Annotated in this window: 16 protein-coding genes; all 16 read left to right on the top strand. The window is 68.5% G+C overall.

The window, feature by feature from the left end:
* The coding region (rho, locus tag G6022_RS08240) for a transcription termination factor Rho (protein ID WP_182639367.1) at positions 1 to 1,352 on the top strand (1,352 nt) is incomplete at its 5' end.
* Positions 1,349 to 2,434 (top strand): peptide chain release factor 1, encoded by a 1,086-nt coding sequence (prfA, locus tag G6022_RS08235; RefSeq protein ID WP_182610722.1) that lies wholly within the window; start codon positions 1,349 to 1,351, stop codon positions 2,432 to 2,434. The genes rho and prfA, both read left to right, overlap by 4 nt.
* Positions 2,435 to 2,437: 3 nt before the next feature.
* Positions 2,438 to 3,388, top strand: coding sequence for a HemK/PrmC family methyltransferase (locus G6022_RS08230; protein WP_347238162.1), 951 nt, complete (start codon positions 2,438 to 2,440; stop codon positions 3,386 to 3,388).
* Positions 3,385 to 4,038 carry an L-threonylcarbamoyladenylate synthase gene (locus G6022_RS08225; protein WP_179525557.1) on the top strand — a complete coding sequence of 218 codons (654 nt, stop codon included), beginning with the start codon at positions 3,385 to 3,387 and terminating at the stop codon, positions 4,036 to 4,038. The genes G6022_RS08230 and G6022_RS08225 overlap by 4 nt, the downstream gene beginning before the upstream one ends.
* A 15-nt stretch (positions 4,039 to 4,053) precedes the next feature.
* On the top strand, positions 4,054 to 5,214 hold the full coding sequence (locus tag G6022_RS08220; protein WP_179525556.1) for an MraY family glycosyltransferase: 1,161 nt from the start codon (positions 4,054 to 4,056) through the stop codon (positions 5,212 to 5,214).
* 10 nt (positions 5,215 to 5,224) lie between these two features.
* Complete coding sequence (locus G6022_RS08215) at positions 5,225 to 5,671, top strand: hypothetical protein (RefSeq protein ID WP_182639366.1); 447 nt, start codon at positions 5,225 to 5,227, stop codon at positions 5,669 to 5,671.
* Between the two features lie 268 nt (positions 5,672 to 5,939).
* A complete protein-coding gene (gene atpB / locus G6022_RS08210; protein ID WP_241730641.1) occupies positions 5,940 to 6,665 on the top strand; it encodes a F0F1 ATP synthase subunit A in 726 nt (241 codons plus the stop codon).
* A gap of 100 nt (positions 6,666 to 6,765) precedes the next feature.
* On the top strand, positions 6,766 to 7,005 hold the full coding sequence (locus tag G6022_RS08205) for an ATP synthase F0 subunit C (protein ID WP_107747337.1): 240 nt from the start codon (positions 6,766 to 6,768) through the stop codon (positions 7,003 to 7,005).
* A 31-nt stretch (positions 7,006 to 7,036) separates the two neighbouring features.
* Positions 7,037 to 7,612, top strand: a complete 576-nt coding sequence (locus G6022_RS08200) for a F0F1 ATP synthase subunit B (RefSeq protein WP_179525554.1) — start codon at positions 7,037 to 7,039, stop codon at positions 7,610 to 7,612.
* Between the two features lie 14 nt (positions 7,613 to 7,626).
* Positions 7,627 to 8,445, top strand: a complete 819-nt coding sequence (locus G6022_RS08195; RefSeq protein ID WP_179525553.1) for a F0F1 ATP synthase subunit delta — start codon at positions 7,627 to 7,629, stop codon at positions 8,443 to 8,445.
* Positions 8,446 to 8,550: 105 nt separating this feature from the next.
* On the top strand, positions 8,551 to 10,191 hold the full coding sequence (gene atpA / locus G6022_RS08190) for a F0F1 ATP synthase subunit alpha (protein ID WP_179525552.1): 1,641 nt from the start codon (positions 8,551 to 8,553) through the stop codon (positions 10,189 to 10,191).
* Positions 10,192 to 10,245: 54 nt separating this feature from the next.
* Positions 10,246 to 11,232, top strand: a complete 987-nt coding sequence (locus G6022_RS08185; protein WP_107747341.1) for a F0F1 ATP synthase subunit gamma — start codon at positions 10,246 to 10,248, stop codon at positions 11,230 to 11,232.
* 3 nt (positions 11,233 to 11,235) lie between these two features.
* A complete protein-coding gene (gene atpD, locus G6022_RS08180; protein ID WP_107747342.1) occupies positions 11,236 to 12,684 on the top strand; it encodes a F0F1 ATP synthase subunit beta in 1,449 nt (482 codons plus the stop codon).
* A gap of 9 nt (positions 12,685 to 12,693) precedes the next feature.
* Positions 12,694 to 13,065, top strand: coding sequence for a F0F1 ATP synthase subunit epsilon (locus tag G6022_RS08175; RefSeq protein ID WP_179525551.1), 372 nt, complete (start codon positions 12,694 to 12,696; stop codon positions 13,063 to 13,065).
* Between the two features lie 60 nt (positions 13,066 to 13,125).
* The gene (locus G6022_RS08170; RefSeq protein WP_182609675.1) at positions 13,126 to 13,575 is read left to right on the top strand and encodes a DUF2550 family protein; all 450 of its coding nucleotides are present in this window, start codon (positions 13,126 to 13,128) and stop codon (positions 13,573 to 13,575) included.
* A 54-nt stretch (positions 13,576 to 13,629) separates the two neighbouring features.
* Positions 13,630 to 14,241, top strand: a 612-nt coding sequence (nucS, locus tag G6022_RS08165) for an endonuclease NucS (protein ID WP_182691345.1), incomplete at its 3' end; no start/stop codon positions are given.

Here is a 14,241-nt window from a genome sequence, read left to right as displayed (position 1 = left end):
ACGGCCCGCGCGGCGACGGTCAGAACCGTGATGACGACGACGGGAGCGGCCGCGGTCGTCGAAGCCGTCGCCGGCGTGAGCGCAACCGCGGTGGTGGCGGTGGCCGTCCGTCGGAGGGCGAGACCGAGGTGCGGGACGACGACGTCCTCCAGCCGGTCGCCGGGATCCTCGACGTGTTGGACAACTACGCGTTCGTCCGCACCTCCGGTTACCTCGCGGGTTCGAACGACGTCTACGTCTCGATGAACATGATCCGCAAGCACGGCCTGCGTCGTGGCGACGCGATCACCGGCGCGGTCAAGATGCCGCGGGACGGCCAGAGCGACACCCAGAACGACGGGCCCGGCGGCGGGCAGGGTGGCGGTCGTGGCGGCAATCAGGGTGGCAAGAACCGGGCGAAGTTCAACCCGCTGGTCAGGATCGACTCGGTCAACGGAGGGCCCCTCGAGGATGCCCGCAACCGTCCGGAGTTCGGCAAGCTCACGCCGCTCTACCCCAACCAGCGTCTGCGCCTCGAGACAGAGAAGAACATCCTCTCTACCCGCGTGATCGACCTGATCATGCCCATCGGCAAGGGGCAGCGAGCGCTGATCGTCTCCCCGCCCAAGGCGGGCAAGACCACGATCCTGCAGAACATCGCCAACTCGATCGCGGTCAACAACCCCGAATGCCACCTCATGGTCGTGCTCGTCGACGAGCGACCGGAGGAGGTGACCGACATGCAGCGGTCGGTCAAGGGTGAGGTCATCGCCTCGACCTTCGACCGTCCGCCGTCGGATCACACCCAGGTCGCCGAACTCGCGATCGAGCGGGCCAAGCGGCTGGTGGAGATGGGGCAGGACGTCGTGGTCCTCCTCGACTCGATCACCCGGCTGGGCCGCGCCTACAACAACTCGTCGCCCGCGTCGGGGCGCATCCTGTCCGGTGGTGTCGACTCCACGGCGCTCTATCCGCCCAAGCGGTTCCTGGGGGCGGCGCGCAACATCGAGAACGGAGGGTCCCTGACCATCATCTCCACGGCGATGGTCGAGACCGGGTCCGCCGGCGACACGGTGATCTTCGAGGAGTTCAAGGGCACCGGCAACGCCGAGCTCAAACTGGACCGGCGCATCGCCGAGCGGCGCGTGTTCCCGGCGGTCGACGTGGGCCCCTCGGGCACGCGCAAGGAAGAGCTTCTGATGACGCCCGAGGAGGCCGGTGTCATGCACAAGCTGCGGCGCGTGCTGTCGGGCCTCGACTCGCACCAGGCCATCGACCTCCTGATGTCGCAACTGCGCAAGACCAACACCAACTACGAGTTCCTGTTGCAGGTGGCCAAGACGACCCCGACACTGCCGCAGGACGAGGAGTGACAGAGGCCCCGGGACGATCGCCGTCCTCGGTCGACGACGTCCTCTCCGAGTACGGGGGCCTCGAGGCGCAGCTGTCGGACCCGGCGCTCCACGAGGACCCGGTGGCCGCGCGCAGGGTTGGCAAGCGATTCGCCGAGCTGACCCCCGTGGTGCAGTGCTACCGCGCGCTGGAGTCGACCCGGGGCGATCTGTCCGCCGCGCGTGAACTGGCCGGTGACGACTCGTCGTTCGCCGAGGAGGCCGAGCGGTTGGCGACCGAGGCCACGCGCCTGGAGTCGCGCCTGGCCGACCTGTTGGCACCGCGGGACCCCCACGACGCGGACGACGTGCTCATGGAGATCAAGTCCGGCGAGGGAGGGGAGGAGTCGGCGCTGTTCGCGGCGGACCTGGCCCGCATGTACACCCGGTACGCCGAGAAGCACGGGTGGGTCGTCGAGGTCCTCGGGGTGACCGAGTCCGACCTGGGAGGCTACAAGGACGCCTCGTTCTCCATCCGGTCCCGGCACCCCTCCCGCGAGGGCGTGTGGTCGCGACTGAAGTTCGAGGGCGGGGTGCACCGCGTCCAGCGGGTACCGGTCACGGAGTCGCAGGGCCGGGTCCACACGTCAGCCGCCGGCGTGCTGGTGTTCCCGGAACCCGAGGACGTGGGGCCGGTCGAGATCGACGAGTCGGATCTGCGGATCGACGTCTACCGCTCGTCCGGCAAGGGCGGGCAGGGTGTCAACACCACCGACTCGGCGGTGCGGATCACGCACCTGCCCACCGGAACTGTCGTCACGTGTCAGAACGAACGTAGTCAGCTGCAGAACAAGCAACGCGCGCTCGAGGTCCTCGCCGCCCGGCTCCAGGCGGCGGCCGAGGAGGCCGCGAGCGCCGAGGCCTCCGAGGGCAGGTCCACCCAGGTCCGCACCGTCGACCGTTCGGAGCGGATCCGCACCTACAACTTCCCGGAGAACCGCATCGCGGATCACCGTGTCGGGTTCAAGGCGCACAATCTCGACGCCGTGCTCGACGGCGACCTCGACGCGGTACTGGACGCCCTGGCCGCCGAGGACCGTCGCAGACGTATGGAAGACGCGTAGGCCGTGGACCCCCGCCCCGTGCCGGCGACCGGGGTCGTGAGGTCGGCAGCGCGCGAGCTACAGGCGGCCGGCATCGACTCCGCACTCGTGGAGGCGCAGTTGATCTGCGCACACGTCCTGGGTGTCGGACGCTCCGCGCTCCCACTTGTCGAGGGGGTGGGCGCGGCCGGGGTCGCCGAGGTCGGACGGATAGTCGCCGCCCGCACCCGCGACCGGACCCCGCTCCAGTACCTGCTCGGCCGGGCCGTGTCGGGGCGACTCGACCTCGCGGTGGGCCCGGGGGTCTTCATCCCCAGGCCGGAGACGGAACTGCTCGTCGAGGACACGCTGTCCGCCCTCCGGCCTCCGGGCGTCGGACCGGGCCCGGTCGTCGTGGACCTCTGCGCCGGTAGCGGCACGCTGGCCCTCGAGATCGCCCACGCCAGGCCCGACGCGCAGGTCCACGCAGTCGAACTTCACGAGAGCGCGCTCGGGTGGCTCCGGCGCAACGCCGCCGACCGGGTTGCGGCGGGGGACACCCCGGTGGTGGTCCACGCGGGTGACGCCACGGACCCCGACGTCCTGGCGGGCCTGTCGGGCAGGGTCGACGCGGTGGTGTCCAACCCGCCGTACATCCCACGGTCCGACGAGCTCCCGGTGGACGTGCTCGGGCACGAGCCGTCGACCGCTCTGTTCGGGGGGGACGACGGCCTCGCCGTCATCACCCCGCTCGTCGGCGTCGCGGCCGGCCTCCTGGTGCCGGGTGGGCACCTGGCGGTGGAGCACGACGACACGACCGGCGCCGAGGTCGCGGCGGTGGTCTGGGCACAGGGATGCTTCGGTACCGTGGAGCAGCACACCGACCTCGCCGGACGCCCGCGCTTCGTCACCGCGACGAGACTCGATCATCCAGGCGGCGATCATCACGACGACGACGAGGTCGACCCGAGAGCCCGGAAGGGGATCACCCGGTGACCATCACCTACGACTGCACCGAGGACACCGGTCGGGAGGTCGGCCTCAGTTCCGCGGCCGGCGCACTACGTGCCGGTCGGCTCGTCGTGACCCCCACGGACACGCTCTACGGCATCGCCGCCGACGCCTTCGACCCGGACGCCGTCACCCTCCTGCTCTCGGCCAAGCGTCGCGGCCCGGACATGCCCGTCCCCGTCCTGGTGGGATCCTGGGAGACCATCGACGGCCTGGTCGTGAGTACTTCGGCGACCGCGCGCGACCTCATCCGCGCCTTCTGGCCCGGAGGTCTGAGCCTGATCGTGCACCAGGCGCCGTCACTGAACTGGAATCTCGGGCACACCCAGGGCACCGTGATGCTCCGGATGCCGCTGCACCCGGTCGCGATAGAGCTCCTGCGGGAGGTCGGCCCCCTCGCCGTCTCCAGCGCCAACGTCTCAGGTCAACCCCCGGCCACGACGGTCGCGCAGGCGCGTGACCAACTCGGCGACTCGGTCGCGGTCTACCTGGACGGCGGCCCCTGCGCGGTGGGGGAGCCCTCGACGATCGTCGACCTCACCGGACCCGCCCCCCGGATCGTCCGGGAGGGGGCCGTGAGCGCGGAGCGTGTCGGGGAGGTCCTGGGAACCGACCCCGCGGCCCTGCGTGGCTGACCGGGTGGTCTGACCGTGGGAATAGGGGTGCCGTTCCGCGAGCTCCTGCTCATCGCGGTGACGGCCGGCCTGGTCACCTTCGTCGTCACGGGTCTGGTCAGGGGAGTGGCGCCGGCGATCGGGGGCCTGGCCTATCCCCGCGACCGGGACGTGCACGTCGTGCCGACGCCCCGCCTCGGCGGGGTCGGCATCTTCACCGGGATGCTGGTCGCGGTCTACCTGGCCGCGCAGCTCCCGGCTCTCAACCGGGCGTTCCCGCCGTTCGCCCCGGACGTGGAGGCGACGATCATCGCGGGCGGGGTGATCGTGCTGGTGGGGATCGTCGACGACATCCTCGGTCTCGGAGCGGTGACCAAGCTCGCCGGTCAGGCGGCAGCGGCCGGCGTCCTGGTGGCCATGGGCGTCTCGTGGACGTTGGTGTACATCCCGTTCGGGGACGGCAACATCCTCGTCCTGGACCAACTCCAGGCGGGGTTGCTCACGGTGGTCTTCACCCTGACGATCGTCAACGCGATGAACTTCGTCGACGGCCTGGACGGCCTCGCCGCCGGGCTCGGCGCCATCGCGGCCATGGCGATCTGTGTGTTCTCCGTCGGGATCATGCTCGACCAGGGCGGGACCGTCGGTGCGTACCCCCCGGCACTCGTCACCGCGGTCCTGGCCGGGGCGTTGCTGGGTTTCCTGCCCCACAACTTCCAACCCGCCCGGATATTCATGGGCGATTCGGGTTCGATGCTGATCGGCCTCGTCCTCGCCGCGGCCTCCACCAGCGCGTCCGGGAAGATCTCACAGAGCCTGTACGGGCCGCAGGAGATGATCGTCCTGCTCTCGCCGATGATCGTGGTCGCGGCCGCCATGTTCGTTCCGATGCTCGACCTCGTCCTGGCGGTGATCCGCCGGGTCGGCGCCGGCCGCAGTCCGTTCGCCCCCGACAAGATGCACCTGCATCACCGCCTGCTCGACCTCGGTCACTCCCATCGGCGGGTCGCTCTGGTCATCTACGCATGGGTCTCCCTCATCGCGTTCGGTGCGGTCGGGGCGACGATGCTCCCCACCGAGGTGATCGTCCCGCTCGCGGCCGCCGGACTCATCGCGGTCCTCGCCGCCACCCTGGTCCCGCGCCTGAGGAGTTCGAGGGGTGAGCGCGACACGAACGGGCCGATCGGTCCCCGCTAGGCTGCTCGCCATGACGGACATCCCCACGACACCCGCGCAGCCCGCCGAAAGCCCACACACAGCCGGCCTCCGCAAGGCGGTGCGGCTCGGCGCGGTGGCGCTCGTCGTGCTCACCGTGATCAGCGCGGCGGCATGGACCGCCGTCGACGGGACCCCCGGGCTGTGGGGTGCGCTGATGGGCGCCGCGGTGGGCGGCGCGTTCGTGCTCACCACTGCGATCGTGGTCATCGCCACGGCCCACTCGGCGCCCCAGACGACCGCGGCCGTCGTCCTGGGGACCTGGCTGGTCAAACTCCTCGCCGCCATGGGGGTCGTGGCGGCGCTCTCCCGATTCGACTTCTACTCGCGGCCCGCCTTCGCCGTGACCGTCATCGCCGCTCTGATCGTGGTCCTGGCGGGGGAGACGTGGGCGGTCCTCAAGACCCGGGCTCCGTACGTGGAACCCGATGCCGGCTGACGGGTCCCCCTGTGACACCGGCCCGAGACCAGGGTGTTATCCTCATCTGCGGTGAGACGAGCACGTCACCGGGCTGCACCACGGCCCGAGGCGGTCGCGCGGAATCCCAACTCGGCCGCGAACACCGGGCCACTCGTACCGAACGCGCTCGGGCGCACGCCGCCCAACACGACCAGGGGAGAACACACTGAGTACCACGCTTCTGGCCTTCAAGGGCGAGTTTCACCCCCCGAACATTGACTACGAGTTCTTCCCTGCCGATCAGTGGCTGACCGGATTCGCCGGTGACGCGTTCGTGCTGGACCGGCTCATGATCATCCGTCTGCTCATGACCGTGGTCCTCCTGGGCTTCTTCATGCTCGCCATGCGGAACCCCAGGTTGGTCCCCCGCGGGGTCCAGAACTTCGCCGAGATCTGCCTGGACTTCGTCCGGGTCCACATCGCGGAGGAGATCCTGGGGAAGGAGCAGGGACGCCGTTTCCTGCCGATCATCGCGACGATCTTCTTCGCGGTGTTCGCGATGAACCTGCCCACGATCATCCCGGGACTCAACATCTCGCCGAACGCCAGGATCGGCTTCCCGCTGATGCTCGCGCTGCTGGGCTACCTGACCTTCATCTACGCCGGTTCCAAGAGATACGGGTTCGCGAAGTTCATCAAGGCGAGCGTGGTGATCCCGGGGCTTCCTCCGGCTCTGCACATTCTGGTCGTCCCGATCGAATTGGTGTCGACGTTCATCCTCCGCCCGGCCACGCTGACCATCCGTCTCATGGCCAACATGTTGGCGGGGCACCTGATCATCGTCCTGCTGTTCAGCGCCACGAACTTCTTCTTCTGGCAGTTCAACGGCTGGACGCTGCTGGCGGTGGGCACCTCCCTGCTGTCGGTCGCCTTCACGCTGTTCAAGCTGTTGGTGCTGTTCCTCCAGGCGTACATCTTCGCGCTGCTGGTCTCGGTGTACATCGACCTCGCGCTCCACGCGGAGAGCCACTAGAACCCGGGCCGTCAGGCCTGACACGACCACCCGTCAACCCGACAATTCACGTCCGACCGGAGCGGGAAAGCCCGCGCCGGCCATCTGAAAGGGAAACCCCATGGACATCGTCACTCTCGCCCAGGCCACCGAGTCGACCGTGAGCGGCTACGGCGCGATCGGCTACGGCCTCGCCGCCATCGGCCCCGGTATCGGCATCGGCATCCTCGTCGGCAAGACCGTCGAGGGAATGGCACGTCAGCCCGAGATGGCCGGCACCCTCCGTACCACGATGTTCCTCGGCATCGCCTTCACCGAGGCGCTCGCCCTGATCGGTATCGTCGCCGGCTTCCTGTTCTGATCGACGACCACCGACCTCGTAGGGACGCACCATGAACAACGTCATCGCCATCTTGGCGGCCGAGGGTGGAGAATCACTCCCCCTGGAGGACAGCCCCAACCCGCTGATTCCTCCGCTGTATGACATCGTCTGGTCGCTCATCCCGCTCGCAGTTATCCTGTGGCTCTTCTGGAAGTTCATCCTCCCGAAGTTCCAGCAGGTTCTCGACGAGCGTTCCGAGCGCATCGAAGGCGGTCTGCGTCGTGCCGAGCAGACCCAGGCCGAGGCGAAGGAGGAGCTGGCCAAGTACAAGGCCCAGCTCGCCGAGGCGCGCAGCGAAGCGGCCAAGATCCGCGACGACGCGCGTGCCCAGGGTCAGCAGATCCTCGCGGACATGAAGACCGAGGCGCAGGCGGAGAGCGACCGCATCGTCGCCGCCGGCAACCAGCAACTCGCCGCGCAGCGCCAGCAGATCATCGCGGAGCTCCGCAGTGACCTGGGGCGTCAGTCGGTGGATCTCGCGGAGCGACTCATGGGTGAGCAGCTGTCGGATCCGGTCCGGCGTTCGGGCACCATCGACCGCTTTCTGGCAGACCTCGACCGGGTCCCCGGCGCGGGCAAGAACTAAGGGAAGTGGAGCCGATGCACGCAGCGAGTCGCGAAGCGCTCGACCAGACCCGGAGCGAACTGGAGCAGACCCTGGCGGCGAACCCGTCCGGGGGAGCGACCGGCGCGAAGGTGGGCCAGGAACTCTTCGAGGTCGTACGCGTCCTCGAGGACAACCGCGCCCTCCGGGTCTCCGTGGCCGACACCGCGGCCCCGGTGGAGGCCCGACAGGACCTGGTCCGTGGGGTGTTCGGGTGGAAGGTCGACCAGACCACCCTCGATCTGCTCCTCGCTGCGGTGTCCCGTGACTGGTCCAACCCGCGGGAGTTGCGGGAGGGCCTGATCCGGCTCGGCCGGGAGGCGCTCCTGCGATCGGCGGACCAGCAGGGACAGCTCCAGGCCGTCGAGGACGAGTTGTTCAGGCTCGGCCGCATCGTCGCCGGAGATCCCCAGTTCGAGCAGCTCCTCGCTGACCGGACCGCGGAGGCGGGAGCCAAGCGGGGGCTTCTCGCGGAGGTCCTGTACGGCAAGGTCACCGCGGTGACCGAGGCCCTCGCCTCGCAGGCCGTGGACCGCCCGTCCGGCATGCCCGCGGACGACATCATGGAGATCTCGACCCAGGCCGCGGAGTTGCGCGGGCGCTCCGTGGCGGTGGTGACCAGCGCCGAGCCGTTGACCGAGCAGCAGTCGGATGATCTCAGGGCGCGCCTGGCCACGCTGTACGGGCGGGAGATCGCCATCCACAACGACGTCGATCAGGCACTTCTGGGCGGCGTGGTCGTCCGCGTCGGCGACGAGATCATCGACGGTAGCGTGGCAGGACGGCTCGACGCGATGCGTCGTTCCCTTCGCTGACCAGCTGGTCCGGCACAAGACGAGCTGCGACTCGGCCGTGTTCCAGCGGTGGCGGCTCAGGTACACACCCATAAAGCACATCCCGACTTTGAGAGCAGGAATGACATGGCGGAGTTGACGATCTCCTCCGAAGAGATCCGCAGCGCGATTGCGAATTACACCTCGACCGTTTCGACCGACGCGACGAAGGAGGAGGTCGGCGTCGTCGTCGACACCGGTGACGGCATCGCGCACATCAGCGGGCTCCCTTCGGCGATGGCCAACGAGCTGCTGGAGTTCCCCGGCGGGATCCTCGGAGTCGCACTGAACCTCGAGGACCGCGAGATCGGTGCGGTCATCCTCGGTAACTTCGACGAGATCGCCCAGGGTCAGGAGGTGCGCCGCACCGGGAACGTCCTCTCCGTCCCCGTCGGCGACGGCTTCCTCGGCCGCGTCGTCAACCCGCTCGGTAAGCCCATCGACGGCCTCGGCGACATCGAGTCGGCCGGCACCCGCGCCCTCGAGCTGCAGGCTCCGTCCGTGCTCGAGCGTCAGCCCGTCGAGGAGCCGATGCAGACCGGTATCAAGGCCATCGACGCCATGACGCCGATCGGCCGCGGCCAGCGCCAGCTGATCATCGGCGACCGCAAGACCGGCAAGACCGCGGTCTGCATCGATGCCATCCTCAACCAGAAGGCCAACTGGGAGTCCGGCGACAAGAGCAAGCAGCTCCGGTGCATCTACGTCGCCATCGGCCAGAAGGGCTCCACCATCGCGGGCGTCAAGGCGACGCTCGAGGAGCACGGCGCGATGGAGTACACCACCATCGTGGCGGCCCCGGCCTCCGACTCCGCCGGTTTCAAGTGGCTCGCGCCGTTCACCGGTTCGGCAATCGGTCAGCACTGGATGTACGAGGGCGCCCACGTCCTGGTCGTGTTCGACGACCTGTCCAAGCAGGCCGACGCCTACCGTGCGATCTCGCTGCTGCTGCGCCGCCCGCCGGGTCGCGAGGCCTACCCGGGTGACGTCTTCTACCTTCACTCCCGCCTGCTCGAGCGCTGTGCCAAGCTCTCCGACGAGATGGGCGGCGGATCGTTGACCGGCCTGCCGATCATCGAGACCAAGGCCAACGACGTCTCGGCGTTCATCCCGACCAACGTCATCTCCATCACCGACGGTCAGGTGTTCCTCGAGTCCGACCTGTTCAACCGCGGTGTGCGCCCGGCGGTCAACGTCGGTATCTCCGTCTCGCGAGTCGGCGGCGCCGCCCAGACCAAGGGCATGAAGAAGGTCTCCGGCTCGCTGCGTCTCGATCTGGCCGCCTACCGCGACCTCGAGTCGTTCGCGACCTTCGCCTCCGACCTGGACGCCGCGTCCAAGGCCCAGCTCGAGCGCGGTCAGCGACTGGTGGAGATCCTCAAGCAGGATCAGAACTCGCCGGTGGCCGTCGAGGATCAGATCGTCTCGATCTACCTCGCGGGTGAGGGCTTCTACGACACCGTGCCCGTCGAGGACGTCCGTCGGTTCGAGGGCGAGCTGCTCGAGAGCCTGCGGCACTCCGCTGCCGACGTCTACAGCCAGATCGACGGCGGGGCCGCGCTCTCCGACGAGTCCAAGGCGACCCTCGAGGCCAAGACCAACGAGTTCAAGGAGGGCTTCGTCGCCTCCGACGGTTCGCGGGTGGTCAACGAGCCCGAGGCCGAGGCCCTCTCGGAGGACGAGATCGACCGTGAGACGCTGACGGTCACCAAGAAGAAGAAGGCCTGAGGCCTGCGATGACAGCCATCCGATTCAAGGCCGAGAGGAGAGTGATCTGACGCAATGGCGAATATGCGTGAACTGCGCGACCGGATCAAGTCGGTCAACTCGACCAAGAAGATCACCAAGGCCCAGGAGCTGATCGCCACCTCGCAGATCTCCAAGGCCCAGGCGAGGGTCGCGGCGGCCCAGCCGTTCGCCGATCAGATCACCGCCATCCTGACCGACCTCGCCAGTGCGTCGTCGGTCCAGCACCGGATGCTCAACGAGCCGGAGGACGCCAGGCGTTCCGCCGTGCTCGTGGTGACCTCGGACCGCGGGATGTGTGGTGGCTACAACCACAACGTCCTCAAGGAGGCCGCCGAGCTCATCGCGTTCCTCGAGGACGCCGGCCGCGAGGTCGACATCTACGTGCTGGGCAACAAGGGCATCGTGTACTACACGTTCCGCGAGGTGGAACTCGCCGGTTCGTGGCAGGGACACTCCCAGAAGCCCGACTACCAGGAGGCCCGTCCGGCCTTCCAGCTCCTGTCCGCCGCCTTCGCGGCCGGCGGCGAGGAGACGTTCGACGCGACGGAGTTCCTCGGGAGCGACTATCCCGGGGACACCACCCGCAAGGGCGTCGACGAGGTCCACATCGTCTACACCCAGTTCAAGTCGATGCTCACGCAGACCCCGCGTGCGCGGCGACTGGCCCCGATCGAGACCCGCGTCGAGATCGAGGAGCTGGATCTGGGCGAGGACTACATGGATTCGCCGGAGACGGAGTTCAAGCCGGAGGTCACCTTCGAGCCCGATGCGGACACTCTGCTCGACAACCTCCTCCCGAGGTACATGTCGACGAGGGCGTTCGCGTCGCTGCTCGAGTCGGCGGCGTCGGAGTCTGCGGCACGCCGCACGGCAATGAAGTCGGCGACGGACAACGCGACCGAACTGGTGGAAGGCCTGAGCCGCGAGGCCAACCAGGCCCGCCAGGCACAGATCACCCAGGAAATCAGCGAGATTGTCGGTGGCGCTGGTGCGCTCGCCGCTAGCGCAGGAAGTGACTAAGCAATGACCACAGCTGTTACCGATCAGAGCACGACGGGCACGGCCGGTCTCACCGGTCGGGTCGCCCGCGTCCTGGGTGCGGTCGTCGACGTGGAATTCCCGCGTGGCGCCCTCCCGGCCCTCTTCAACGCACTCACCACCGAGATCACCCTCGAGGCCGTCGCCAAGACGGTCACCTTCGAGGTCGCCCAGCACCTCGGCGACAACATGGTGCGCTGCATCTCCATGCAGTCCACCGACGGACTCGTCCGCGGCGCGGAGGTCGTCGACTCGGGCAAGCCGATCTCGGTGCCCGTCGGCGACGTCGTCAAGGGCCACGTCTTCAACGCCCTCGGCGACTGCCTCGACGCCCCCGGCACCGGCCGGGACGGCGAGCAGTGGGGTATCCACCGCGAGCCGCCCGCCTTCGACCAGCTCGAGGGCAAGACCGAGATCCTCGAGACCGGTGTGAAGGTCATCGACCTCCTCACCCCGTATGTCAAGGGTGGCAAGATCGGCCTCTTCGGTGGTGCCGGTGTCGGCAAGACCGTGCTGATCCAGGAGATGATCACCCGTATCGCCCGCGAGTTCTCCGGTACGTCGGTGTTCGCCGGCGTCGGCGAGCGCACCCGTGAGGGCACGGACCTGTTCCTCGAGATGGAGGAGATGGGCGTCCTCCAGGACACCGCCCTGGTGTTCGGCCAGATGGACGAGCCGCCGGGGACGCGTATGCGCGTCGCGCTCTCGGCTCTGACCATGGCCGAGTACTTCCGTGACGTGCAGGGCCAGGACGTCCTGCTGTTCGTGGACAATATCTTCCGCTTCACGCAGGCGGGTTCCGAGGTCTCGACCCTTCTCGGTCGCATGCCGTCCGCCGTCGGTTACCAGCCGACCCTCGCGGACGAGATGGGCATGCTGCAGGAGCGGATCACCTCGACGCGGGGTCGATCCATCACCTCGCTCCAGGCGATCTACGTCCCCGCCGACGACTACACCGACCCGGCGCCGGCCACCACGTTCGCGCACCTCGACGCCACCACGGAGCTGTCCCGCTCGATCGCGTCGAAGGGCATCTACCCCGCGGTGGACCCGCTCACCTCGACCTCCCGGATTCTCGAGCCGGGCATCGTCGGGGAGGAGCACTACCGGGTGGCGCAGCAGGTCATCCAGATCCTGCAGAAGTACAAGGAGCTGCAGGACATCATCGCCATCCTCGGTATGGACGAGCTCTCCGAGGAGGACAAGGTCACCGTTCAGCGTGCCCGTCGCCTCGAGCGCTTCCTCGGCCAGAACTTCCTGGTCGCCGAGAAGTTCACCGGCCAGGTCGGCTCGGTCGTCCCGCTGTCGGACACCATCGAGGCCTTCGACAAGCTGTGCAAGGGCGAGCTGGACCACCTCCCGGAGCAGGCGTTCAACGGTATCGGCGGTCTGGACGACGTCGAGGCGGCCGCCAAGAAGCTCTCGGGGAAGTGACCGCTGACCATGGCTGACATCGAGGTCGAGTTCGTCACGGTCGAGCGTCGCTTCTGGTCCGGCACCGCCACCATGGTGGTCGCCAAGACCACCGAGGGCGAGATCGGAATCCAGTCCGGGCACGAGCCGCTGCTCGGCGAGCTGGACGCCGGTGGCACCGTGACGGTCTACACGGACGAGGGCAAGAAGGTCGCCGCGGTGCAGGGCGGGTTCCTCTCCGTGACGGCGAACAAGGTCAGCATCCTCGGCGAGACCGCGGAGTGGTCGGAGTCCATCGACCGCGGCGAGGCCGAGCGCGCGCTGTCCGAGGCAGGCGACGACCAGGCGGCCGCTGCAGCCGCACGCGGTCGCCTCCGCGCGGTCGAGAAGGCCGGCGCCTAGCAGTACGGAACGGGTCCGCCCGTGACCTGACGGCCGCGGCCACCGGAAGGGGTTGAGCAGATGGCGATCACCGGGATCATTCTCGGTGTCGTCGTGCTGCTCGTCCTCGCCCCGGTGGTCGCGGCCGTCGTCTATCGACTGGTGGTCGTGCGCAGGGACTCCACCTCGGTCCTGGTCAAACGGGACGGGGGAGACGCGTGGCGTCACGGAGCCGTCCGCTACTCCGACACCGACCTGGCGTTCTACCGGTTGTTGAGCGTGAGGTTCGGGGCGGATGTCCGTCTCGACCGCAGAAGCCTCGAGTTGGGTCCCCGTCGTCAGCCGACGGGGCACGAACTCGACGTCGCCGAGTCGGGGGAGCTCATCGTGTCCTTCTCCGGCCACGATCGCAGGGGTGGGATCAGGGAGGGCGAGATCTGCGTGGGGCCCGCCGAGCTGACCGCACTGCTGGCGTGGGTGGAGGCCTGCTCGACCGATCAGGTCCGCTCTCCGGCCCGCCGTCGGCGCTGACAGCCTTACAGGGCCCTGAGGGCCGTCCGGCACATCCCGATTCCAGGAGGAACCGTGCGTCTCGTCGTCGCCACCTGTCAGGTCGACTACGTCGGCCGACTGACGGCCCACCTGCCCATGGCGCCCAGACTGTTGCTCGTCAAGGCGGACGGGTCCGTCAGCGTGCACGCCGACGACCGGGCGTACAAGCCGCTCAACTGGATGACGCCTCCCTGTTCGTTGGTCGAGCGGGAGCATCCGGATGACCCCGCGCACCTTCTCTGGGTGGTCGAGAACAAGGCCGGCGAACAACTCCGTATCACGCTCTCCGAGGTCCACCACGACTCCCGCCACGAGCTCGGTGTGGACCCCGGGCTGGTGAAGGACGGTGTCGAGGCTCATCTCCAGGAGTTGCTGGCCGAACACATCGAGACCCTGGGGCCGGGATACAGCCTGATCCGCCGCGAGTACATGACCGCGATCGGTCCGGTCGACATCCTGGGGCGGGACGCCGACGGCGTCACCGTGGCGGTCGAGATCAAGCGTCGAGGCGAGATCGACGGCGTGGAGCAACTCACGCGGTATCTGGAACTGCTCAACCGCGACCCGCTGTTGTCTCCGGTCAGCGGGGTGTTCGCCGCCCAGGTGATCAAGCCGCAGGCCCGGACCCTCGCCGAGGACCGCGGC

The sequence above is a fragment of the Dietzia sp. Cai40 genome (genome assembly GCF_014145165.1).
Lineage (GTDB): Bacteria > Actinomycetota > Actinomycetes > Mycobacteriales > Mycobacteriaceae > Dietzia > Dietzia natronolimnaea.
This window is presented reverse-complemented; position numbering and strand designations above follow the sequence as displayed.